General features: G+C 66.0%; 14 protein-coding genes, 1 pseudogene and 1 riboswitch. Of the genes and pseudogenes, 3 read left to right on the top strand and 12 right to left on the bottom strand.

Translation table 11 applies throughout. The features are described 5' to 3' along the window. Nucleotides 1-173: 173 nt before the first annotated feature. From ntrC to glnA, 5 genes are all read right to left on the bottom strand, one after another. On the bottom strand, nucleotides 174-1,610 hold the full coding sequence (gene ntrC, locus PSm6_RS08220; RefSeq protein WP_021222137.1) for a nitrogen regulation protein NR(I): 1,437 nt from the start codon (nucleotides 1,608-1,610) through the stop codon (nucleotides 174-176). Then, a complete protein-coding gene (glnL, locus tag PSm6_RS08215; protein ID WP_021222136.1) occupies nucleotides 1,607-2,692 on the bottom strand; it encodes a nitrogen regulation protein NR(II) in 1,086 nt (361 codons plus the stop codon). Before glnL ends, ntrC begins: the two co-directional genes overlap by 4 nt. A gap of 189 nt (nucleotides 2,693-2,881) precedes the next feature. Beyond that, the gene (locus tag PSm6_RS08210; protein ID WP_021222135.1) at nucleotides 2,882-3,502 is read right to left on the bottom strand and encodes a DUF4124 domain-containing protein; all 621 of its coding nucleotides are present in this window, start codon (nucleotides 3,500-3,502) and stop codon (nucleotides 2,882-2,884) included. 3 nt (nucleotides 3,503-3,505) lie between these two features. Beyond that, a complete protein-coding gene (locus PSm6_RS08205) occupies nucleotides 3,506-4,066 on the bottom strand; it encodes a DUF4124 domain-containing protein (RefSeq protein WP_043240566.1) in 561 nt (186 codons plus the stop codon). Between the two features lie 212 nt (nucleotides 4,067-4,278). Further along, nucleotides 4,279-5,685 carry a glutamate--ammonia ligase gene (glnA, locus tag PSm6_RS08200; protein ID WP_021222133.1) on the bottom strand — a complete coding sequence of 469 codons (1,407 nt, stop codon included), beginning with the start codon at nucleotides 5,683-5,685 and terminating at the stop codon, nucleotides 4,279-4,281. A 332-nt stretch (nucleotides 5,686-6,017) separates the two neighbouring features. Here glnA and thiI point away from each other — a divergent pair, with 332 nt between their 5' ends. From thiI to PSm6_RS08185, 3 genes are all read left to right on the top strand, one after another. Beyond that, the gene (gene thiI, locus PSm6_RS08195) at nucleotides 6,018-7,472 is read left to right on the top strand and encodes a tRNA uracil 4-sulfurtransferase ThiI (RefSeq protein ID WP_043240568.1); all 1,455 of its coding nucleotides are present in this window, start codon (nucleotides 6,018-6,020) and stop codon (nucleotides 7,470-7,472) included. A 129-nt stretch (nucleotides 7,473-7,601) separates the two neighbouring features. Continuing rightward, nucleotides 7,602-9,419 (top strand): translational GTPase TypA, encoded by a 1,818-nt coding sequence (gene typA, locus PSm6_RS08190; protein ID WP_021222131.1) that lies wholly within the window; start codon nucleotides 7,602-7,604, stop codon nucleotides 9,417-9,419. 104 nt (nucleotides 9,420-9,523) lie between these two features. Beyond that, nucleotides 9,524-9,874: a hypothetical protein gene (locus PSm6_RS08185; RefSeq protein WP_021222130.1), complete on the top strand. Its 351-nt coding sequence runs from the start codon at nucleotides 9,524-9,526 to the stop codon at nucleotides 9,872-9,874. A 260-nt stretch (nucleotides 9,875-10,134) separates the two neighbouring features. Here the strand turns inward: PSm6_RS08185 and PSm6_RS08175 are convergent. The 7 genes and pseudogenes from PSm6_RS08175 to PSm6_RS08145 form a co-directional block, all read right to left on the bottom strand. Continuing rightward, nucleotides 10,135-11,786 (bottom strand): annotated as a pseudogene (locus tag PSm6_RS08175) (ShlB/FhaC/HecB family hemolysin secretion/activation protein). Nucleotides 11,787-11,788: 2 nt separating this feature from the next. Further along, nucleotides 11,789-17,167: an MBG domain-containing protein gene (locus PSm6_RS08170; protein WP_265170007.1), complete on the bottom strand. Its 5,379-nt coding sequence runs from the start codon at nucleotides 17,165-17,167 to the stop codon at nucleotides 11,789-11,791. Further along, complete coding sequence (locus tag PSm6_RS08165) at nucleotides 17,164-17,769, bottom strand: two-partner secretion domain-containing protein (RefSeq protein WP_265170006.1); 606 nt, start codon at nucleotides 17,767-17,769, stop codon at nucleotides 17,164-17,166. Before PSm6_RS08165 ends, PSm6_RS08170 begins: the two co-directional genes overlap by 4 nt. Before the next feature lie 113 nt (nucleotides 17,770-17,882). Beyond that, nucleotides 17,883-19,457: a sensor domain-containing diguanylate cyclase gene (locus PSm6_RS08160; RefSeq protein ID WP_021221219.1), complete on the bottom strand. Its 1,575-nt coding sequence runs from the start codon at nucleotides 19,455-19,457 to the stop codon at nucleotides 17,883-17,885. Between the two features lie 303 nt (nucleotides 19,458-19,760). Next, a complete protein-coding gene (locus tag PSm6_RS08155; RefSeq protein WP_021221218.1) occupies nucleotides 19,761-20,381 on the bottom strand; it encodes a trimeric intracellular cation channel family protein in 621 nt (206 codons plus the stop codon). A 120-nt stretch (nucleotides 20,382-20,501) separates the two neighbouring features. Beyond that, nucleotides 20,502-20,592: riboswitch (glycine riboswitch) on the bottom strand. Between the two features lie 56 nt (nucleotides 20,593-20,648). Continuing rightward, entirely contained in the window at nucleotides 20,649-22,292 is a 1,644-nt protein-coding gene (locus PSm6_RS08150; protein ID WP_021221217.1) for a methyl-accepting chemotaxis protein, read from the bottom strand. Nucleotides 22,293-22,531: 239 nt separating this feature from the next. After that, nucleotides 22,532-24,013 (bottom strand): M4 family metallopeptidase, encoded by a 1,482-nt coding sequence (locus tag PSm6_RS08145; protein ID WP_021221216.1) that lies wholly within the window; start codon nucleotides 24,011-24,013, stop codon nucleotides 22,532-22,534. Between the last annotated feature and the right edge of the window lie 340 nt (nucleotides 24,014-24,353).

Genomic DNA, 24,353 nt, shown 5'->3' with positions numbered 1-24,353 from the left:
GGGAGCAGGAGCGAATCCATTCGCGGTGGGCCTTTCCGAGGGGCTTGGGGATCGGCCAGCGATCCGTCGCGAACGGACTCGCTCCTACAACGCGGAGGGCGGGGGCCGCCGGATGCGTCACGCGGGCCAGCAGGCCCGCGTATGGAAGGGGGGGAGGGGTGGGGCGGAGAGAATCAGGCGTCGTCGCCGTCGTCCTCGTCGCCGCCGTCCACCTTCATGCCCAGTTCCTTGATCTTGCGGGTCAGGGTGTTGCGACCCCAGCCCAGCAGCACGGCGGCGTCGCGACGGCGGCCGGCGGTGTGCTTGAGGGCGGTCTCGATCATGATCCGCTCGAACGACGGCACGGCGCTGTCCAGCAGGCTGGATTGGCCACGGGCCAGGGCCTGGTCGGCCCACTGACGCAGGGCCTGTTCCCAGTTGGTGACCGGGGCGGCGTCCTGGGGCTGGGTCAGCAGCTCCGGCGGCAGGTCGTCCACATGCACTTCACGGCCCGAGGCCATGACGGTGATCCAGCGGCAGGTGTTCTCCAACTGGCGCACGTTGCCCGGCCAGGGCAGGTTCTTCAGGTATTCCTCGGTCTCCGGCTTGAGCAGCTTGGGCTCTACGGCCAGCTCCTGGGCCGCACGGGCGAGGAAGTGGCGGGCCAGCGCCGGGATGTCTTCCCGGCGGTCCGACATGCGCGGGATATGAATGCGGATGACGTTGAGGCGGTGGAACAGGTCCTCGCGGAACTTGCCGGCCTGCACCAGGTTTTCCAGGTTCTGGTGGGTGGCGGCGATGATGCGCACGTCCACCTTCACCGGGGTATGGCCGCCCACGCGGTAGAACTCGCCATCGGCCAGCACCCGCAGCAGGCGGGTCTGGGTGTCGGCGGGCATGTCGCCGATCTCGTCGAGGAACAGGGTGCCGCCATCGGCCTGCTCGAAGCGGCCGCGTCGCTGGTTGGCTGCGCCGGTGAAGGCGCCTTTCTCGTGGCCGAACAGCTCGGATTCCATCAGGTCCTTGGGGATCGCCGCCATGTTCAGGGCGATGAAGGGCGAGCTGGCGCGGGGGCTGTGGCGATGCAGCGCATGGGCCACCAGCTCCTTGCCGGTGCCGGATTCGCCGTTGATCAGCACGGTGATATTGGAATGGCTGAGGCGGCCGATGGCGCGGAACACCTCCTGCATCGCCGGCGCCTCACCGATGATCTCGGGGGTGGGCGGCTGGCTGACCGGGGCTTCGAGGCTCTGCTGTTCCTGGGCGTGCTGGTTGGCGCGCTTGACCAGTGATACCGCCTCGTCGACGTCGAAGGGCTTGGGCAGGTATTCGAACGCGCCGCCCTGGTAGGACGCCACGGCGCTGTCCAGGTCGGAATGGGCGGTCATGATGATCACCGGCAGGCGCGGGTGCAGTTCGCGGATGCGTGCCAGCAGGTCCAGGCCGCTGGAGCCGGGCATACGGATGTCGGAAATGATCACGTCGGGCTGCTGGCGACCCAGGCGGGTGAGCACGCTGTCGGCGCTTTCGAAGCTCTGGGTGGTCATGCCTTCCTGTTGCAGAGCTTTTTCCAGGACCCAGCGGATGGAGCGGTCGTCATCGACGATCCAGACGGTTTCACTACGAGTCATGAGGATGTGGCTCCTTGTTCCAGCGGCAGGAAGATCGAGAAGACGGTGTGGCCGGGGTGGCTCTCACACTCGATCAGGCCCTGGTGCTGGCTGATGATGTTCTGGGCGATGGCCAGCCCGAGCCCGGTACCGTCGGGGCGCCCGCTGACCATGGGATAGAAGATGGTTTCCTGCAGTTCGGGCGGGATGCCCGGGCCGTTGTCGATGATCTCCACCTTTGTCACCAGGCGATGCCGGGTGTGGCCGATGGTGAACTGGCGCAGGGTGCGCGAACGCAGGGTGATGCGCCCGAGGCGCAGGTCGTTGTTGGCGGAGATGGCCTGCATGGCGTTGCGCACGATATTGAGCACGGCCTGGATCATCTGCTCGCGGTCGATGAGCACATCCGGGATGCTCGGGTCGTAGTCGCGCACCAGCGTGATGCCGCCCTGGCTCTCGGCTTCCACCAGGCTGCAGACGCGCTCCAGCACTTCGTGGACGTTGGTCATCGCCAGGGACGGCAGCTTGTTGGAGCCGAGCATGCGGTCCACCAGGTTCCGCAGGCGGTCCGCCTCTTCGATGATGACGTTGGTGTAGTCCTTCAGGTGCTCTTCCGGCAGTTCCCGGGACAGCAGTTGGGCGGCACCGCGAATGCCGCCCAGGGGGTTCTTGATCTCGTGGGCGAGGCCGCGCACCAGCAGCTTGGTGGTCTCCTGCTTGGACAGTTGCGCCTCTTCCTTGGTGATGCGCAGCAGCCGGTCGCGCGGGTGTACTTCCAGCAGCAGCAGGGTGGCGCCCTTGTTGAGGATGGGCGTCACCGCGTAGTCCACCGTCAGGGTCTGCCCGGCGAGGGAGGTGAGCATGGCTTCGCGCTTGGTGAAGGGGTGCGCCTCTTCCACCGCCTGGCGCAGCGAGGTCAGCGCCTCGGGGGATTCGGTGAACAGCTCGCTGATGAACTGGCCATGGCTGCGCTGGCCGCTGACGGCCAGAAGCATTTCCGCCGCCGGGTTCATGTACTCCAGCCGCAGGTCGGCATTGAGCAGGATCACCGCGGTGGTCAGGTTGTCGAGCAGCAGTCGGTGCAGGGCGTCGTTGATGGTCATAGGTCGGGCATCTCGGCGATGGGCAGGAAAATGCAAGAAGCAAACCAAGCCCTGAAAAGACGCGCTGAAACAGGCAACCAGCCGCTTGCGGCTGCTTTTCAGCGCAGCGCGGCGGTGCGCGGGCGAACCAAAATGGGGAGAGTATAGAAATCGGTGCAGCGTGACGCACCATTGCGGTGCGTCACTGGATCAGAAGAACGGGAGGATGCCGATGATGCCTTTGTCCGGCTCCTTGGGCTTGTCCTTGAGCGGGCATTCGGGACGCACGCCGTAGTCGTCCTTCTGGCAGGGTCGGGCCTGGCGTTTCTGCGCCAGCGAGATGCGCATCATGTGCACCGGCTGGTTCGGCGTGCGCTCGATCACGCGACTCTTGTCGTCGATGATCTCCACCGCCAGCTGGTGGGTGCCGCGATCCAGGTTGGTGATGGGGAATACCGGGCTGCGGCCGGGCTCGCCCTGGGGCTTGCCGTCCAGCACCAGGCGATAGCTGTGGCCATCGCGCAGGCCGGGCTCGCTCATGGCGGTGACGATGAGGTTGCCTTCCATGTCCCGCAGCGTGGCGTCCGGCTCGGGCACCAGGATGCGCAGCACCTGGTAGCCCAGCTCGCGGGGAATGGCGGCCGGTGGCAGCACGGCGGGGGCCGTTGGCTGGGCGGTCATGCCGTTGGAGGGCGCCAGTTCGATGCGCTCGGCATTGCCGGGCTTGGGCCGGTCGGTGAAGACGCGGTTACCTTCCTCGTCGACATAGGTGTAGACCTGGGCCATCGCCGGCAGGCTGGCGAACAACAGGAAGAGCAGGATCGTGCGCATGGGTCAGTTGGCTGGCTTCGGAGTGGGTTTCGGAGGGGGTGGCGGGCGCAGCGCCGGGCTGCTGGTGTTGACCCGCTGCACGGTGAAGGTGACGGTTTCGCTCTGTTGCACGACCTGGTCACCGGCCAGTACCTGGACCGCGAGGCTGTGCTCGCCACGGTCGGCGTTGACCACCTGCAGGCGCGGCACGTTGACCTTCTGGCCCGCGGGCTTGCCGTCCAGCAGCAGCTGCAGCTGATGGCCCGGGCGCAGGCGCGGAACCAGCTGCACGCCGACGGAGAAGGTGCCGTTGTTGGCGCGCAGGGCTTCTTCGCTGGGCACGTCGGTCAGGCGGATTTCCTTGTATGCCGCTTCCGCCGCCTGGTCTTTCGGGGCGGCGACCGGTGTCACGGGCTTCTGCGCTTCCACGGTGTTGGTGGTGGGCAGGCTGACCTCTTCGGTCTTGGTGCCATCCGGCGGCTGGTTGGTGAAGACGGTATTGCCGTTGGCGTCGGTGTACTTGTAGATCTGCGCCGTGGCGGGGAGCGTCAGCGACAGCAGCAGGCAGGCGAGCAGGAGGCGCATGGGCCGGTCTCCTCTGGATGATGCCGCTAAGCCTTGCACCCGCGCGCCAAGCTGGCAAGTTCGGCCTGATGCGGCTGTGCGGCGCAGCCGGAAAATCGCTCGGTTCGAGGGCGTTGTTGCACGCAATCCATGCCACAAAAAAAGAGGCCTCCCGAAGGAGGCCTCTCAGTCCGTGCCGCTTGCGCGACACGTTGCCTATGCAGGCAGCGGGATCAGACGCTGTAGTACAGGTCGTATTCCAGCGGGTGCACGAAGGTGCGCACCTTGATTTCTTCTTCGCTCTTCAGCTCGATGTAGGCATCGATGAAGTCGTCGCTGAACACGCCGCCCTTGGTCAGGAACGCACGGCCCTTGTCCAGCTCTTCCAGCGCCTCTTTCAGGCTGCCGCAAACCTGCGGGATCTCTTTCGCCTCTTCCGGCGGCAGGTCGTACAGGTTCTTGTCGGCCGCATCGCCGGGGTGGATCTTGTTCTGGATGCCGTCCAGGCCGGCCATCAGCAGAGCGGCGAAGGCCAGGTAGGGGTTGGCAGCCGGGTCCGGGAAGCGCGCTTCGATGCGGCGTGCTTTCGGGCTGGACACGTACGGGATACGGATCGAGGCGGAACGGTTGCGGGCGGAGTAGGCCAGCATGACCGGGGCTTCGAAACCGGGAACCAGACGCTTGTACGAGTTGGTCGACGGGTTGGTGAAGCCGTTCAGGGCCTTACCGTGCTTGATGATGCCGCCGATGAAGTACAGGGCGGTATCGGACAGGCCGGCATAGCCTTCACCTGCGAAGGTGTTCTTGCCGTCCTTGCCGATCGACAGGTGCACGTGCATGCCCGAGCCGTTGTCGCCGTACAGGGGCTTCGGCATGAAGGTCGCGGTCTTGCCGTAGGCGTCGGCGACGTTGTGCACGCAGTACTTCAGGGTCTGAACTTCGTCAGCCTTGGCGACCAGGGTGTTGAACTTCACGCCGATTTCGTTCTGACCGGCAGTCGCCACTTCGTGGTGGTGAACTTCGATGACCAGGCCCATTTCTTCCATGGCATTACACATGGCAGTACGGATTTCGTGGTCGTGGTCGCACGGCGGAACCGGGAAGTAACCGCCTTTGACGGCCGGGCGGTGGCCCTTGTTGCCGCCTTCGACGTCCTGGTCGGTCATCCACGAGCCTTGCTCGGAGATGATCTTGAACATGGAGCCGGAGATGTCGGACTTGAACTTCACTTCGTCGAAGATGAAGAACTCGGGTTCCGGGCCGACGAAGACGGTGTCACCGATACCGGTGGTCTTCAGGTATTCCTCGGCGCGCTTGGCGATGGAGCGCGGGTCGCGATCGTAGCCTTGCATGGTGCTCGGCTCGATGATGTCGCAGACCAGGATCAGGGTCGGCTCTTCGGTGAAGGGGTCCAGCACGGCGGTGCTGTCGACCGGCAGCAGGATCATGTCGGAGGCTTCGATGCCTTTCCAGCCATGGATGGACGAGCCGTCGAACATCTTGCCGACTTCGAAGAACTCGTCGTCCAGCGCGTCGCGTGCCGGCATGGTCACGTGGTGCTGCTTGCCTTTGGTATCGGTGAAGCGCAGATCAACCCACTTCACGTCATGGTCTTTAATCAGTTGAAGCGACTTCGACATGGTGTCCTCCAGGTGGTCGGGGGTGGCTGTCGTGCGAGCCCCCAATAAAAAGGTGAAGCCGGGGCGGCATAGTCCGCCAGGGCAACCTGCCTCACAAGGGAGCAAATTGCGTGCCAGTGCCCTGGGATGGGCAAAGGCCCTAGAACTCACGCGGGCCGGGGCCTGCCGATTGATTGTGTACAGTTTTGCGCACCAATTCCGTGCTCCGTGCGTCGAGATTGCACCCGTTTGGTGCGTCGCGAAGAGGTGTGATTGATTTTGGTCAAAGCTTGAACAATTTCCGCTATAATCCGCGCCCCTCTTTTTTCAGCGTCCCAGCCAGTGCTGTTTTCATGAAACTCATCATCAAGGTCTTCCCCGAAATCACCATCAAGAGCCGGCCGGTGCGCAAGCATTTCATCCGCCAGCTCGCGAAGAACATTCGCGTGGTGTTGCGTGATCTCGACCCGGAAGTCGAGGTGAGCGGCATCTGGGACAACCTGGAACTGGTCACGAAGCAGACCGACCCCAGGCTCCTTGCGGAGATGATCGAGCGCCTCACCTGCACGCCCGGCATCACCCACTTCCTGGAGGTCAACGAGTACCCGCTCGGCGACTTCGACGACGTGCTGGAAAAGTGCAAGCTGCATTACGCCGACCAGATTCCCGGCAAGATCTTCTCCGTGCGCTGCAAGCGTGCCGGCAAGCACTCGTTCACCTCGATGGAGCTGGAGAGCCATGTCGGCAGCCGCCTGCGCCGTGAGTGCAACGCCGCCGGCATCTCGCTGAAGAACCCGGAAGTGGAAGTACGCATCGAAGTGCGCGACCAGCGCCTGTTCGTCATCCACCACCAGCACGACGGCCTGGGCGGTTACCCGCTGGGCTCGCTGGAGCAGACCCTGGTGCTGATGTCCGGCGGTTTCGACTCCACCGTCGCCGCCTACCAGATGATGCGCCGCGGCCTGATGGCGCACTTCTGTTTCTTCAACCTTGGCGGTCGTGCCCACGAGCTGGGCGTGATGGAAGTGGCCCACTACCTGTGGGAAAAGTTCGGCCGCTCCCAGCGCGTGCTGTTCATCAGCGTGCCCTTCGAGGAAGTGGTGGCCGAGATCCTCGGCAAGGTCGACAACAGCCAGATGGGCGTGATCCTCAAGCGCATGATGCTGCGGGTTTCCACGCGCATGGCCGAGCAACTGCGCATCGAGGCGCTGGTCACAGGCGAAGCCATTTCCCAGGTGTCCAGCCAGACCCTGCCGAACCTCTCGGTGATCGACTCGGCCACCGACATGCTGGTGCTGCGCCCGCTGATCGCCAGCCACAAGCAGGACATCATCGACACCGCCACCCGGATCGGCACTGCCGAGTTCGCCAAGCACATGCCCGAATACTGCGGCGTGATCTCGGTGAACCCCACCACCCGCGCCAAGAAGAGCCGCATCGAATATGAAGAGACGCAGTTCGACATGGCCGTGCTGGAACGCGCCATCGAGCGCGCGCGCCTGATCCCCATCGACCGGGTGATCGACGAGCTGGGCCAGGACCTGAAGGTGGAAGAGGTGAGCGAGGCTCTGCCGGGGCAGATCGTCATCGACATCCGCCACCCCGACGCCCAGGAAGATGAACCGCTGGAGCTGGCGGGCATCGAAGTCCAGGCCATGCCGTTCTACGCGATCAACAGCCGCTTCAAGGAACTGGACGAAAATCGCCAGTACCTCCTCTATTGCGATAAAGGCGTCATGAGCCGCCTGCATGCTCACCATCTGCTCAGCGAGGGGCATGCCAATGTGCGCGTTTATCGCCCGGCCTAAACAGCCCGGGCTGTACGGCGGCAGCATCCGCCACCGCCCCCCCGACCAGCGGGCGGGCTGAATCGAACGTTTTTCATACAGGCCGCCTAGACTCAGCGGCGAACCGAATCCTCTGATCGAGATGCACAAGTGATCGAAAAACTACGCAACATCGCCATCATCGCCCACGTCGACCATGGCAAAACCACCCTCGTCGACAAGCTCCTGAAGCTGTCCGGCACCCTCGACCGCAAAGAAGCGGAAAGCGAGCGCGTGATGGACTCCAACGACCAGGAAAAAGAGCGCGGCATTACCATTCTGGCGAAGAACACCGCCATCAAGTGGAACGGCTACAACATCAACATCGTCGACACCCCCGGCCACGCCGACTTCGGCGGTGAGGTCGAGCGCGTGATGTCGATGGTCGACTCTGTGCTGCTGGTGGTCGACGCCCAGGACGGCCCCATGCCGCAGACCCGCTTCGTGACCCAGAAGGCGTTCAAGGCCGGCCTGCGTCCGATCGTCGTGGTCAACAAGATCGACCGTCCGGGCGCGCGCCCTGACTGGGTCATCGACCAGATCTTCGACCTGTTCGACAACCTCGGTGCCACCGACGAGCAGCTTGACTTCCCGATCGTCTACGCCAGCGCCCTGAACGGCATCGCCGGCCTCGACCACGAGAAGATGGACGACAACATGGACGCGCTGTTCCAGGCGATCATCGACCACGTTCCGGTTCCGGACGTCGACGTCGACGGCCCGTTCCAGATGCAGATCTCCCAGCTGGACTACAACAGCTTCCTCGGCGTGATCGGCATCGGCCGTATCGCCCGCGGCAAGATCAAGTCCAACACCCCGGTGGTCGCCATCAGCGACGACGGCACCAAGCGCAACGGCCGCGTCCTGAAGATCATGGGCCACTCCGGCCTGCAGCGCGTAGAAGTCGCTGAAGCCGAAGCCGGCGACATCGTCTGCGTCAGCGGCATGGAAGAGCTGTTCATCTCCGACACCCTGTGCGATCCGCAGAACGTCGAAGCCCGTCCGCCCCTGACCGTCGACCAGCCGACCGTGAGCATGACCTTCCAGGTCAACGACTCGCCCTTCGCTGGTAAAGAAGGCAAGTTCGTCACCAGCCGCAACATCAAGGACCGTCTGGAGAAGGAACTGCTGCACAACGTCGCCCTGCGCGTCGAAGCGGGCGAATCCGCCGAGAAGTTCAAGGTCTCCGGCCGTGGTGAACTGCACCTCTCCGTACTGATCGAAACCATGCGCCGCGAAGGCTTCGAGATGGCCGTAGGCCGTCCGGAAGTGGTCATCATCGAGAAGGACGGCGACAAGCAGGAGCCCTACGAGAACGTCACCATCGACATCGAAGAGCAGCACCAGGGCTCGGTGATGGAGCAGATGGGCCTGCGCAAGGGCGATCTGACCAACATGATCCCCGACGGCAAGGGCCGTGTACGCCTGGAATACACCATCCCGGCGCGTGGCCTGATCGGCTTCCGTAACAACTTCCTGACCCTGACCTCGGGTACCGGCATCCTGACCTCGACCTTCAGCCACTACGGCCCGATCAAGGCCGGCGAAGTCAGCAACCGTCAGAACGGCGTACTGGTCTCCATGGCCACCGGCACCGCCCTGACCTACTCGCTGGAAACCCTGCAAAGCCGCGGCAAGCTGTTCCTCGGCCCAGGCGACGAGATCTACGAAGGCCAGCTGGCCGGCATCAACAGCCGTGACAACGACCTGGTGATCAACCCCACCAAGGGCAAGAAGCTCGACAACATGCGCGCATCGGGCAAAGACGAAGTCATCGCCCTGGTTCCGCCGATCCGCTTCACCCTGGAGCAGGCGCTGGAATTCATCGCCGACGACGAGCTGGTGGAAGTGACTCCGAAGTCCATCCGCCTGCGCAAGAAAATGCTGAACGAGAACGACCGCAAGCGCTACGAGCGCGCCAAGGTCTGATCTCCGATCAGTAACTGAAAAGCCCCCGCCGGAGCGATCCGGCGGGGGCTTTTCATTGAGAGGCCTGCCGCCCCTGGCTGTCCGCTGTTCATCAGGAGAGAACCATGAAAGTGACTTCCCTGGCTGGCCTGGCAGGGCTGGCCTTGCTGATCCTCGGCTGCGCATCACCGCGCGCCCTCGACACCCGCCATCTCACACGCTTCGACGAGTACCACGCCAACCTCGAGATCGCGGGCCAGCGCTACACGCTGGATGCCTACATCGTGATGTTCCAGAAGCCCTTCTATATCACCGTGCAGCGGGATGACCGCCGCCCCATGTCGATCGATGAGGCGGCGCGCGCAGCGGAGGAGTACATCAAGCCTCGGGGATGCACGGAACCGCTCGTCCGTCGTGCCGATCTGGACCGCAGCAACGCTGACAAGACCCAGTGGATGGTCGGTATCGAGTGCTGATCCGCAAGGAGCGCATGAACCTGGTCAGGGGCATCACCGAGGCCGACACCGACGGGGATGGAGAGGCACCCGGAGGCGGGGTTCGGTTCACCACCGTGCGATGAGGCTGGCGCCCAACAGGGGCGGCTTTCTCGATCCACTCGGAAGGCGCTGCAGTGACTGCGACGGTCGGGCCAGCAGTCGGATCATTGATTGCGTCCTGCCGCCCGTGGCACCGGCAAACCCCGCTATACCCCTGCCCATCAGGCAGGGGCACGGACTCAGAAGGCGCGCACCACCTGGGCCCAGACGCGCGGCGTGCGCTCCACGTCGCTCTCGGCTGCGGCGTTGCCCAGCTTCCAGGCCGCCACGGCATTGACCTGCCAGCCATGGGCCGCCCACAGGGCACCGAAGCCGGCGCCGGAGAGGCTGCGGTGGTTGTCGTCCGAGGTCCAGGCGTCCTTGTTCAGGCGCACTTCGCCGTGGTCGACGAAGGTGGACAGCTGCCAGGCCTCGGTGAGGGCGTAGCGCAGCTCGACGTTGGCCAGCCAGCCCTGATCGCCCGAGGCCTCGCCCTGGGGTAGGCGCGCACGCCATAGGCGCCGCCCAGGTAAAGCTTCTCGGAGCTGTCCAGGTTGCCGTCGGCCCACTGGCCCTGGAGCTGGGTATAGAGGCTGAAGCGGTCGCTCAGGCGCTGCAGGCGCACCAGGCTGGGGTTGAGCTTGTGGAAGCGGCCACGGGTGCCGGCGGTGGCGTCGTCGGTGCGCTGGGCCTGGGCGCCGTCGAGGGTCAGGCTGCCCTGGCTCCAGCCGAGGGCGAAGCTGTTGATGCCGCCGCCGAGCAGGTCGTCACGGCTGTTGCCGTTGAGGGTGACGGTGACGACGCGGGCGTGCTTGTCGCTCTTCTCGTCGAACAGGTCGATGTCGTCCTTCAGGCGCTTGTCGTCGAACTGCAGCTGGGTGAACAGGCTGAAGTCCCGCGAGCGCACCAGTGGCTGGATGGCGTAGACGCTGGCGATGCGCGCGTTGCCGTGGGCGCGCAGGTCCTCGAAGTCCTTGCCCAGCTCGTAGTCCATGTCCGAGTAGGCGACGCCGAACTGGGTGGCCCAGGGGCCGAGCGGCAACTGGTAGGCCACGCGGCCGTAGTGCTGGTCCTCGTCACTGCCCATGGCCCGCAGGCTGAGGCGGTCGCCGAGGTTGAGCGGGTTGTTCAGGTTCAGGGTGCCGCCCAGGCGGTACTGACCGACGAAGCGGTTGCCGTAGTTGTCCATGTCCACCGAGCCGGTGACCAGCGGGGACTTCTGCAGCCCCACCAGCAGGTCGGTGGTGCCGGTGCTGGCACCAGGGCGCAGGGTGGACTTCACCTCCACGCCGGGGGTGTCCTGCAGCAGCAGCAGGCTGCGCTCCAGGGGCTGGCCCTGCACCGCATCACCGGCTTTCAGTGCGGCCAGCGGCGCCAGCGCGCTGCCACCCAGGCCTACCGGGTTGTCGACGCGGACCTCACCGTAGCGCCCTTCCAGCACGGCGATCTTCACCACCCCGCCGTCGATCTCCTGGGCCGGCAGGTAGGCACGCGCCAGGGGGTAACCCTGTTCGCGGTAACGCCGGGTGATGCGGTTGGCGGCCGCCTGCAATTGACCAACACTGAGTTCCTTGCCGGGCAGGTCGGCCAACAGGCCCAACAGCTCGTCGCTGCCCAGCGCGCTGTTGCCTTCCAGGGTGAAACCATTGACCTGTAGGCGCGGACCGGCCTCGGCCGACGGGTCGGCGGGCGTGTCCGGGAGGTTGATCGGCAGGGACTGCCGGGGACTCAGTTGCAGGGGCTGCTGGTCGAGGCCTTGCTGCACCTGGCCGGCATCCGGAGCGGTGGCGGCGGAGACGGACAGGCTGAGCAGTGAGGCGGCAAGGCCGGCCAGCACGGGAGTCGAACGCATCTTCAGATTCCTTCGGGAAGACGAATGCCGTTGTTGACGAGGTTGAGCTGCGCGCCGAACTCGGCCGGTGCGAATAGAGCTGGGGTGACCACCACCAGCGGTCGCTCGGTTTCGTTGCCGGGTTGCTTGCCGGTCATCTGCGCGGCAGGCACGCGCGGGTCAGTGACGGTGCTGACGGGCAGCGTCCCGGTGACGGTGAGCATGCCGTCAACGTAGGTGATGTCGTAGTTGCCCAGGCCGGTGCCCTGGGCGTTGCTGGCGACGATGGCGTAGTTGCCGGCCGTGGCCCCGGCCCCGGCACCACCGCTGTTCAGGCTGACGCCGCTGATCTGGTCGCCGGCCACCAGACCCGCACTGGAGAAGCCACTGAGGCTCGCCACCTGGCCGGCGGTCTTGCTGGCATTGCCGGCGGTGATGGCCAGCGCGGCCCTGTCGATGGTGAGGGTACCGTTGCCGTAGGTGATGTCGTAGTTGCCCAGCCCGCTGCCCTGGGCGTTGCTGGCAACGATGGCGTAGTTGCCGACGCCAGCATTGAACACCGACCCCAGGCTGGTGAGATCCACACCGCTGACCTGGTCACCCGCGATCAGGCCCGAGGTGCTGAAGCCGCTCAGCGAGGCCGTCTGGCCGTAGGTCTTGCTGGCATTGCTGGCGGTGATGGTCAGCGCTGCCTTGTCGATGGTCAGGGTGCCGGCGAGCATCTCGATGTCATAGCCGAACTGGCTGGAATAGAGCCCGCTCGCGCGCAGGTTGGCGCCAGTGTAGGTGCCGGCGTTGGCGCTGCTGGCGGTGTAGAGGGCGCTGCCGCCGACCAGGGCCGGGTCGTAGCCGATGGGGAACACCAGGGCACCCGTGCTGCTGGTGGCGGTGCCGTCGTAGGTCTTGCTGGCATTGCCGACGTTGACGCTGAGGGCGGTCATGAAGCTGCGCAGCAGCGGTGCGCTGTGGCCCTCGTACATGCGCCAGGTGGCACCCGTGCCGCCGGCGTCGTCGATGCTCCAGCCGGCCGCCACAAAGGGCGCCAGGGTGGTGAGCTGGGTGCTGGTCAACCCCGATACGCCCGAGGCATTGCCGGCCCCGACACCCTGTGCCAGGCCGCTGGTGGTGGTGTTCCAGAAACTGCCGGTGGCGGTGCTGGCATTGCTGCCCACCAGGCCGCCGACCGCGCCGACGCTGGAGCTGGCCGTGCCCGTGGAATAAACACGCAGCAGGCTGCCGTCGTTGAACCCGACCAGGCCGCCCGCCGTGGCGCTGCCCTGGGCGCTGCCGGTGGCGTAGCTGTCGCGGAGGATGCCGGTGCTGGTGTTGCTGCCCGCCAGGCCGCCGCCATTGAGACCGCCGCTGGCACTGCCTGTGGCCAGGGACTCGCTGAGGGTGCCGGCGTTGGTGCCGACCAGGGCGCCGACGTTGCCCGTACCGATGGCGCTGGTGTCGCTGCTGACCCGCTCGATCACACCGGCCGATGCGTTGTAGCCCACCAGGGCGCCGGTGTAAGTACCGCCGACCACACTGCCGCCCACCAGGTTGAGGTTGCCGACATAACCGGCGTTGTAGCCGAACAGGCCGCTGTAGGTGCTGCCGGGGCGATTGATGGCCAGGCCGCTGATGCGGTGCCCCTGCCCGTCGAGCCGGCCGGTGAAGGGGTTGACCAGGCTGCCGATGGAGAGGAAGCCGGTGCCGCTGTTCCACAGCGCACTGCTGGAGGCGTCGATGTCGTTCGCCAGGGCGAAGCGGCTGCCCGCCAGACTGTTGGAGGCCAGCCCCTGGAGTCCATAGACGTCGGCGATGTGGTACGGGGTGGCAGCGCTGCCGTCCCCGCCCAGGGCCCGTATGAAGGTGGCGCTGGGGCTGAGGCGGAAGTCGGTGACGGTGAAGCTCGGTAGGCTGGCCGCCACCTGGTTCCAGGTACCGCCGGTGAGATTCAGCAGGCCGAGGTTGACGCCCCCGTTGCTGGTCACGGTGCCGGCAGCAGACAGGGTCAGGCTGCCGTTGGCGGCGTCGATGCCATCACCCAGGAGGATGTTGCCGCTGTTGCTGGTGCTGAGGGTCAGCCCGGCGTTGTCGCCCCAGGTCAGACGGTCGGCCACGCCGAGGTTGCCAGCCGCCGACAGCTGGCGGGTACCGCTGATGCCGAAGGCACCGCCGCTGTCGAGGCTCAACAGCCCGCCGGAGCCGAGGTCGGTGTCCAGGCTGTAGCTGGCGGGAGTGGCGCTCAGGTAGAGGCCATAGCCGGTATCGGTGAGACCGCCGAAGTCGGAGAGCGCGAGGAAGCCCAGGTCGCTGTCGGCGTAGCTGCCCCGAGCGGCCAGGTAGCGGCTGCGGGTTGCCGTGAGGCTGCCCTGCCCGGTCACCAGGCGCATGGCCGAGGCATAGATGTCCAGGCCCTGGATACCGAGGTAGCCGACACGATCACTGAACGCGGCACCCTGGCTGGAACCACCCTCCAGGTAGGTGAGCGTGCCATTGCTGTCGAACCGGCTGGCTTCTCCAAGGACGTAGTAGTAGCCGTTCGCCCCAGTGGAGGCGCTGCCGATCAGTTGCCCACCCGACACGGCACTGACGGTGGCGCCAGCGAGTGCCGTGCTACCGGCGTCGCTGAACACCCGGCCGCTCACGGCGTTGGGTGTGGTGCTGTAGCGCCATTGCAGATACGGATAGAGGTTGGTGCCGATGCCCCAGATCGAGGAGGCGAAACCGGCCGGCAGGCTGCCCTGCAACTGGGCGGTGGTGCGTCCGGTGATTCCAGCCGCCACCCCACCGGCGCTGCCCAGCGTCTGGCCGCTGGTCTGGATGTCCCAGTAGGCGTTGGTGATGGCACTGCTGCCACCGTTGTTGTAGCCGGCGAAGCCGCCCATCTGGCTGCCGCCGGCGACGTAGCCGGTGGAGTAGCTGTTGCCGATGGTGCCGTTGACGAAGTTGACCCCGACGAAGCCGCCGATGTTGCTGGCGGAGCCTTGGCCGATTACCGCGCCGGTGGCGTAGGAGTCGGTGATGCTGCCTTCGTTATGGCCGACGAAACCGCCGATGGGGCCCGCCGCCGCCCTCACCGTGCCAGTGGCGTAGGACTGGCTGATGGAACCGCCATCGCCGCTGTAGCCGTTGGCTCCGACCAGCCCACCGACATAGCCGAGGCCGTTGTTCGGGTTGGTGCCGGTCACATTGCCGGTGGCATAGGCGCGCGTGATGCTGCCGCCGTTGAAATTGAAGCCGACCAGGCCGCCGATCTGGTAGCCGGCGCCGGTGACGTTGCCACTGGCGGAGGCATCGGCGATGGCGCCGCCGTCGTTGGTGCCCACCAGCCCACCGGTATTGGCCTCGCCAGTGCTGGTGCCGCTGACGGTGGTGCTGGCTGATGCGCTGCCAAGGGTCCCGCCCGTCATGTAGCCGACCAGCGCACCGACACCGTCGTTGCCGGTGACACTGCCGCCCACCAGCTTGACGTTGGCCAGGGTTGCGCCGGAGGTGTAGCCGAACAGGCCCACGTAGTTGGTGCTCGCCCGGTTGATGGCCAGGCCGCTGAGGCCGAAGCCCTGTCCATTGAAGCTGCCGGTGAAGCTGCCGGTGTCGCTGCCCAGGGGCTTGAAGCCCGATGCACCCCAGACATCGCCGTAGTAACCGTTGCCGCCGGCAGCAAGCGCGGCGCCCAGGTCGAGGGAGGTGCCGAGCCGGTAGTTGCTGGCCAGGTTCGTGCCGATCAGTTGCAAGGCATGGGGGGTGTACACCGCGGTGGAGGACTCGCTGCGCAGCATCGGCCGGGTATCACCCTCGAACATCACCCAGGTGTTGGCGAAGTCGAAGCCGTTGTAGGTGGACTGGGTGCGGGCATTGGCCGAAGTGATGGCGGTGCCACCGCTGGCGCTGCTGGCCTGCCCGGTGCTGTTCACGTCCCAGTAGCTGTTGGCGAAGGTGATGGTGGACAGGAAGGTGCCGCCGATCAGGCCGCCCGTGGCGGTGTAGCCCTGGACCCGGCCGCTGGCGTAGGTGTTGGTCAGGGTCGCCGAGTCGAAGACATTGCCCACCAGCCCGCCGGCGAAGGCGCTGCTGTTGCTGATGGTGCCGGTCACCGACCCCGTGGAATAGGCATCGGCCAGGGTGCCGTTCTGCACAGTGCCGGCCAGACCGCCCACGTTGTTCAGGCCCGTCACGCTGGCGGTCGAGGACGCCCCCTGCAGCGTGCCATTGGTGACCTGGCCGACCAGGCCGCCGACGTTGGAGCCGTTGCCCAGCACCGAGCCGGTGACGTGGATGCCCGACAGCGTGCCGCTGAGGGAACCGCTGATGGCGCCGACGGTGATGTTGCCGGTGATGGCGGCATTGGACAGGGTCAGGTCGCGCACCTGCCCGCTGACGGCCTGGAACAGGCCCACGTTGTTCTCGGAACCACGGGCGATGGTCAGGCCATCCACGGCGTGACCGAGGCCGGTGAAGGTGCCGCTGAAGCCTTGCAGCGGCGCGAAGCCCTGGCCGCCGTTCCAGGTGCGCGTGGCGCTGGCGTCCAGGTCGGTGGCGAGGGCGTAGTTGCCACTGGCACCGACACCCTGCAAACCGGCGAGGTCATGGATCAGGGTGTAGCTGGTGCCCCCCAGGCTGAGGCTGGCGTTGCTGCCCGACAGGGTGACGCGGGCGCCGCTGCCCAGCCGGTAGCCGTTGCCGTAGACCAGCGAGAGCCCCGCGTTGGTGCCGGTGGCGGTGATGTCCTTGTTGATGATGACGCTGCCGGCGGCGTTCAGCGTCAGGGTGGTGTCGGCGCTCCAGCTGATGGGCGCATCGACGGTGATGTTGCCGGCCTGGCTGCCACCGACTCCGGTGGTCACCGTCACCCCGGTGCTGGCCAGGGCGTTGGTCAGGGTGTTGACGTTGAGCACGCTGTCGTTGGCGTTGCCGTTGAAGCCACCCATGCCGGTGCTGCCGGCATTGGAAATGGTCACGTTGTAGGGGTCGATCAGCCATTCGCCGGTCTTGCCCTTGCCGGGCTTGGCCAGGGTGGTGACCTTCACGTCATCGGCAACCTGCACGTGGGCACCGCTGGTCTCGATGAAGCCACCATTGCCGCCGTTCGCGGCACTGGCATCGAGGGTGCCAGCCACCTTGACCACGCCGCCGTCGAAGTCGCCCATGAGCATGATCTTGCCGTTCTTCTCGCCCAGGGTGCGGGCCTCGATCACGCCGGTGTTGTTGACCACGGTCTTGAGCAGCGCATCGCCGGCATCGGCCGTGAGCAGCACCTTGCCGCCGTCGGCGCGGATCAGCTTGTGGTTCTCCACCAGCGCATCCGCTGCGGCGCCGTCCACCTGGACGTTGAGCAGGCCGTCGCCGGCAAAGTCCAGGGTCACGGCATTGCCGGCCGCCAGGGCCACGCTGCCCTGCTGGGCGACGATCACCCCCTGGTTGCTGACGGTGCCCCCAGCAGCGCCACGGCGCCGCCATCGGCTGCGGTGAGGGTGCCCTGGTTGACCACGGCCGCCGGCGTGCCGTCGCCCTTGAAGCGGTAGTTGCCGCGTTCGAAATCCTGCGGGTCGATGTCGAGGGTCGAGGCCACCAGGCCGCCGACCTGGACCTGGGCACCGCTGCCGAACAGCACGCCATTGGGGTTGACCAGGAAGACCCGGCCGTTGGCATCCAGCTGGCCCATGATCTTCGAGCCGTCGCTGCCCACCACGCGGTTGAGGGCGATGGAATCACTGCCGGGCTGGTTGAAGGTCACCCGCTTGCCGGCGCCGATGTCGAAGCTCTGCCAGTTGATCGCAAGCTTGTTGCTGGACTGGTCGATGACCATCTGCTGGGCGTTGGGCTGGCTGATGGCGCCACTGCCGGAAACCACCTGGCCGCCGGTCGGCAGGTCGGCCGCCAGGCCCGCCACCGGGGCCAGCAGCGCACACGCCAGGACCGCGCCGGAGCCCGCCTTGCGTCTCCGGGCATGCTCATCGGCGACACACCAGGCGCGCAGACGGGGATTCCAGACCAGCGAGAAGGCTCGATTCATGACAGCAGTCCTTTGACGGCAAGAAGGGCTCGAGAAAGCCGCCGCTGTATATCACGGCGACTTTTACCTAGGAATTGGCTGTCAGGAATTTTTTACATCATGAATTTTTGGCGTCAGCTGATTGACTCGAATACCCGTATCTCGTCCGCCATCACCCGGTTGCGCCCGGCCTGCTTGGCCTGGTAGAGCAGCTCGTCCGCGCGCTTGAGCACGTCCTGCACGCTGCGCCCGCCTCGGGGTGACCAGTGCACCACACCGAGGGAAACGGTGATCTGCCCCACCGGGTCGATCGGGGTGGCCTCCTGCCGGGCGCGGAAGCGCTCGGCCACCTCTGCTGCCGTGCGCAGGGGCGCCTCGGGCAGCAGCAGGATGAACTCCTCGCCGCCGACACGGCACGGCAGGTCCCGCTCCCGACAGCTCTGGCGCAGCAGGTCGGCGAACTGGCGTAGCACATCGTCACCCGTGTCGTGGCCGAAGGTGTCGTTGACCCGCTTGAAGTGGTCGATGTCCAGGCTGATCACGGAGAACGGCGTGCCCAGGCGCTGCCAGGCCTGCAAGCGCTCCTCCATGGCGCGGCGGTTGGCCAGCCCGGTGAGCGGATCGCTCTTGGCCTGCTGGTCCAGTTGGCCGAGCTTGGCCCGGGTGACCTCCAGCCCGGCCAGCAGCGCCTGCTTGATCATCCAGGCCTCGGCATACCAGGCTTTCACCCGCAGGGCCTTCTCCGCGCGCTCGGGCTGCGCGGCGCTCTCGGCCAGTTGCCGCAGCGGGCGGCTGATGCGCGCGGAAATCCACAGGATCAGCCCGATGCCCAGCAGGCTCATGGGCAGCAGGCCGGCGAGCAGGCGCTTCATCAACTCCTCCAGCGCCGCCTGGGCTGCAGCCAGGGGCTGCTGCGCCACCACGCCCCAGCCACTCAGCGGCACGCTGGCGTAGCCGGCCAGCATCTCCACGCCCCGTGTGTTGACCGCCTGCATGGCGCCGCTCTCGCCCTTGAGCACCGCATCGACGATGGGGTTGGCGCCCAGGCGCTCGCCAACGCGGCTGGCGTCGGGGTGGAACAGCACCTTGCGGTCCGGGTCCACCAGGTAGACGTTGGACGCGTCATGGTGGAAGTGCTGGCTGACCAGCGAATCCAGGGCATTGGGCTTGCCCAGGTAGATGGTGCCGCCGATCAGCCCCCGGTACTGGCCATCGGGGCCCCAGATGGGGTGGGAGACGAAGACGATCAGGTTGCCCGCCAGGGAGCGGAACGCCGGGCTGACCATCGCCCGGCGCTGCTGCAGGGCCTCGCGCGAGCGCAGGGCCTGGCCGTTGATGCCCAAGCTGTCGGGCTTGGAGGCCACCACGGTGCCCTCGGCATCGGCCACCAGCACGGTGTTGAAGCTGTGGTCCTGCGTCAGCAGGCGCTCCGCTTCCAGCGCCATCTGTTTCGTATCGCCCGGCACGTTGCCCAGCAGGTTGGCGCTGAAGCGCAGGCGCTCCAGGTCACCGGCCAGGTTCTCGTTGATGCTGGCGGCGAGCTTGGCCGCATAGGCGCGGTTGGCTTCCAGGGCGTTCTGCACCAGCGCCTGGCGCTGGATGCCATAGGTCACCAGCAGGTTGTTGGCCAGCGTCGCCAGGGTTGCGGCGAGCGCGAACAGCAGGATGAGATTGCGCAGGTTGAGCTTGGGGGGCGGCCCGAACGGCATGGGTCATGTCCCGATGGGTCTAGCGCTCAAGGCGACTGCGATCCTTGCAGCGGGTCCTACGGGCGACGCATCGTCGTGGTGAGCGAGCGGGCTTTGGCCAGGGCCGTCACAGGCCCGTAGAAAAACCCGGGAAAACGTGTGGATTTTACCCTCCGGGCAAGCTGAAACCAAGGCCGAAACGGCGAGGTGCCATCATATGTGAGCTCCGGGATCGGGCGACACCGCTGGCCCGGGGCTGCGCTGGCAGGCTGGAGATGGGGCGCACCGAACCGAGCCGGGCTCGGTGGGTGGGTGCGGAGACTTTCAATGCTCCCACCGCCCCGGCGCATAGGAAAACATCGGCAGCGACCAGCTGAAACGGATCGCCGAAAGTCGCAGCAGCAGGCCGACGCTGAAGGAGGCGAGCAGGTTGAGGTCGTCGTCGACGCCTTGCTGGCGCAGGCCGAGGTAGAGCAGGGCGACCAGCAGGGAGACGCTGGCGTAGAGCTCCTGGCGCAGCACCTGCGGGGTGCGGTTGCAGAGGATGTCGCGGAGGATGCCGCCGAAGATGCCGGTGATGATCCCGGCCATGGCCACCACCGGCAGGGCGTAGTCCAGGCCCAGCGCGACGTTGCAGCCGATCACGGTGAAGGCGATCAGGCCCATGGCGTCGAGCACCAGGAACAGCTGCCGCAGGTGGTGCATGAACCTGGCCAGGAGCATGGCCGAGAGGCCGGCGCCGATGGTGAGGAAGATGTATTCGGGGTGCTGGGTCCAGCTCACCGGGTAGTGGCCGAGGAGGATGTCGCGGACGGTGCCGCCGCCGAGGGCGGTGAGGAAGGCGATGAGGCTGACGCCGAACAGGTCCATATTGCGCCGGCCGGCGGCGAGGGCACCGGACATGGCTTCGGCGACGATTGCAATCAGGTAGACGTAGGTGAGCACACAGAACTCCTGCGTTGTGCTGCCCCTCCCCCTGTCCTGTGTACCTGAGAGTTTGCGCGGCGTGGGCCGCTTGCCCCTTCGGTGGGCCGCTCGCGGGCGGCCGCTCTCCAGTTGGCGATCATGGAACCCGCAGTGACTTCTGCCTGAGCGATTATGGGAGTTTGCGCCTTCGGCGGAGGCGCATGGCGCCTCGCTCTCCTGCGGGGGCGCGGATTATAGGGGCGCTGACGAACTTGTGCGAGTGGTCAGCTTCCGCGCCTGCACCTGTCAGGTGCGGAAGGCCCCCAGCCCGCTCTTCAAGGCACGTGCCGTCTCGCCCAGTTCAGCGGCGGAGTGGTTGATGGCGTCCACATCCTGGCGGGTGTGCTCGAAGGCGCCGCGCATATCGCCCAGGCGGCCGGACATGTCCGCCACTGCATGCTGGATGTGCTCGCTGCTGGTCAGCGCCTGCTCGACATTGGCGTTCACCTCGCCCATCTGCCGCACCAGGGTGTCGAGGGCGTCCAGCGCTTCGTCGGCGTTGCCCGCCAGGGCGCGTGAGCGTTCGGCGGTGCTGCCCATGCGCTGGGCGATCTGGCGGATGGCGCCGGTGACCTGGTCGATCACCTTGTGCGCATCGGCCAGCACGCTCTTGGTCTGCCCTGCCAGCTTGCGCACCTCGTCGGCGACCACGGCGAAGCCACGGCCCGCTTCGCCGGCGCGCGCGGCTTCGATGGCGGCGTTGAGGGCCAGCAGGTTGGTCTGCTCGGAGATACCCGCAATCATCTGCAGCACCTGGCCGATCTGCTCGGCCTCACGGCTGAGGCCGTCGAGGTCGGTGGCCAGCTCGATGTTGGAGGAGGTGCTGCCGTGCACATCGGCGATCAGCTGTTGCAGCTCCTGGTGGGCGCGGCTGAGCTCGGTGCTGGTGCGCTCGAGGTTGCTGCGCACCGCCCCGGCCAGGCTGTGGGATTGCCCGGCGGCCTGCTGGATCGATTGTCCGTGTTGGTCGACGTCGGCCAGTTGGTGCGCCGCCTGCTGGATCTGCTGGGTGATGTCGTCGGCGCGGTGCAGGAAGGTTTCCGCCAGCTGCTGGTTGCTGTCGGCCATGCCGAGGGCGCCGGAAAGGGTTTGCCGCAGGTCCTGCAGCAGGCCGGACAGGCGCGTACCCATCTGCCCGAGTTCGTCGTTGCTGGTGACTGCCAGGGAGTGCGAGAGGTCGCGCTCCTGGGCGATGCGGTTGAGCTGCCCGGTGAGTTGGCGAATGGCGTGGACCAGCATGCGCGTGGCCAGCCAGGACAGCAGCAGGCCGATGCCCAGCGTCACCGCGCCGATGAGCAGCAGGCTGCGCAGGCTGTCGGCGATGGCCTGGTCGAGGCTGCTCAGGGTGACGTCCACGCCCACCACGTAGGGCTGGCCGCCGCTGGTGCGCATGGGCAGGAAGATCGAGCGGAAGGTTCCGTAGCTGTCGGTGTACTCGTCGAACTGCGCCTGGTTGCTGCGCGCGGCCTGGATCACCGCCGGGCTGGCGTCGGTGTACTCCTCCAGGTGCTTGGCGTAGCTGTCGCTGGCGATCTCGCTGCCGCTGGCGCCGTCGGAGAGGTAGAACACCCGGCCGCCGCTGTCGACCATCAGGGTGTAAGCGAACTTCAAGTCCACCTCGCCGGCGTACTCGCCGAGGTTGCGCACCTGTTCCAGGTACTCGCCCTCGCGCAGGCCATCGGCCGTCCGCGCCCGCTCCAGGTAGTCGTTACCCAGCAGGCGCGGCACCGCATGAGCCGCCGCACGCAGGCGGTTGTCCATCTGCTCGCGGATGTCCAGGGACTTCACGTACTGCGCGTAGCTGATGAAGGTGGCGATGCTGATCAGGTTGACCAGGGTGAAGGCCAGCAGAATCTTGGTCTGCAGGCTGACGGAGCGCAGCGATGACATCGGTTCAGTTCCATCCGAGTGGAGAGTCCAGCCGCTCTTGCAGTGGCTTACTTTTGTTTCGGAATACTCTGACAGAACTTAAGTGGCAAGTGGCCAGTTGAACCCTGGCGTTTTTTGAAAGAGGAGCCGCGCTGGGGCCGTCGTGCAGGCGTCATGCCCCGTTCCGCTGTTCGATGCCCGTCTTCATGACCCCCTGCAAGCTCGCGCCGACAGGGGGCCTGATACGGGCAGTGCCCTGGTTACAGCGCCGTCTTGCAGCTCACGCCCACGGCCTTGAACGCGTTGATCACGTCCGCCGTCGGCAGGCTGCGGTTCTGCGCCGACTTGATCACGCCGCAGGCGCCCTGGTCGAAGGTGCTGGTCTCGGTCCAGTAGAAGCGGTTGGCGTCGACGAACACTTCGAAGGCCTTGCGGGTGTTCCAGCCGGTCGACTTGGCGAGCAGGTAGAAGGCGCGGTTGTACACCCCGCTGGAGTGGTGCACGTCGATGCCTTCGTAGTAGTCGCTGGCCCGGTCGATGGAGCTGCCGTCACGGCTGGGCTGGTCCATGTAGCGCAGCGAACCGTTGCCCTTGAAGATATCGGCACCCACCTTCCAGTCGTTCTGCCCCTTCATGAAGTACTCGGCGGCTTCGCCGGCCATGTCCGAGAAGGCTTCGTTCATGCCGCCGGATTGCCCCTCGTAGACCAGGCCGGAGTTCAGCTCGGTAAAGCCGTGGCTGACCTCGTGGGCCGACACGTCGAGGGAAACCAGCGGGTAGAAGCGGCTCTTGCCGTCGCCGAAGGTCATGGCCTGGCCGTCCCAGAAGGCGTTCTCGTAGCCGTTGCCGTAGTGCACCTTCATGTACAGCTTCTTCTCGTTGAGCGGACGCAGCCCGCCGAACCAGTTGCCGTACATCTGGAACACCACGTTGCCGAAGTAGTGGGCATCGTTGAGGGGCGAGTAGGCGCCGTTGGTGAGCTTGTACTCGTTGTACGGGCAGGCGAAGCGGAAGGCTTTGACGCTGGTATTGTTGGTGCTGTTGTTGAGGTTGACGGTGATCACGTCACCGCTGTTCATCTCGCAGCGGTTGTTGACGATCAGCGGGCCGTACTGGGTGCCGTAGAGGTACTTGCCGGTCTTGGCGTTGCCGCCCGGACCAGTGGCTTCGGCGTGGTTGAGGCCTTCCCAGCGCTGCAGGACCTGGCCGGTGTTGGCCTCGATCATGAAGTGCGGGCGGGACGGCTCATCCCCGCCGACGAAGAACGACACCACGTAGGCGAGCTGCGCCTGTTTCTGCTCGTTCAGCCGTACCACCAGCTCGCTCTGCTCGTTGCTCACCGGCTGGCTGCTGGCGACCAGGGCCTTGGCCTGTTGCAGGGCCTGCTCCTTGGTCAGGGTGGGGGTGGCGTCACGCACCAGGTCCTGCTCGATGCCTACCAGCATGCGGCCGGTGCGCTTGGTGGCGCCGTTGCGGCTTTCGGTGATGGCTTCGCCCCAGACCCGCACGCCCTTGTAGTACTGCTGGTAGCGGGTGACCTGGGTGCCGTTCGGCAGCTTGGCGCTGGTGCCCTTGTCGAGCTCCTCGGGTGCCAGGCCCAGGTCGGAGTGGATGTCGCTGCCACCGGCTATTCCTGCCCGTGACGGCAACTTGGCTACGTCCACCAGCTCGGCCGCGAGTCCTATCGCGGGAGAGGCGAGAGTGGCCAGGATCAGCGTTTTTCCTATGAACTTCCTTTGCATTCTGTAGCTCCTTGGTGATGGTCGGAGGGTATCTCCGTGGTGCTCCAGTGGCCTTGTGGGCGCTCTAGGAGCGAGGTATCGCCGGTGCCCGGCGGATGGCCGGTTGGGGTGGCGATAAGGAGGAAGGTATAGACGCCAGGAAGGGGATATCAACGCTCGAATGCATAAATAATCGCGATATTTGCTGCAAATTTCGGCAATAAGGCGGCTATTTGTCGTGAATTGACAGGGTGTCAATTGCTGGCCGTTGCGCTTGCCCGAGTGCCGTGGCGATCACGGATGGGCTCGTCGGGGAGAGTCCGGGCCGGAACTCAGGGCTGCAGGGCCCGGAATACGGGAG

The organism is Pseudomonas solani, assembly GCF_026072635.1.
In the GTDB taxonomy this organism is placed as follows: domain Bacteria; phylum Pseudomonadota; class Gammaproteobacteria; order Pseudomonadales; family Pseudomonadaceae; genus Metapseudomonas; species Metapseudomonas solani.
The sequence above is the reverse complement of the archived record's forward strand: the minus strand, read 5'-3'. Positions and strand labels throughout refer to the sequence as shown.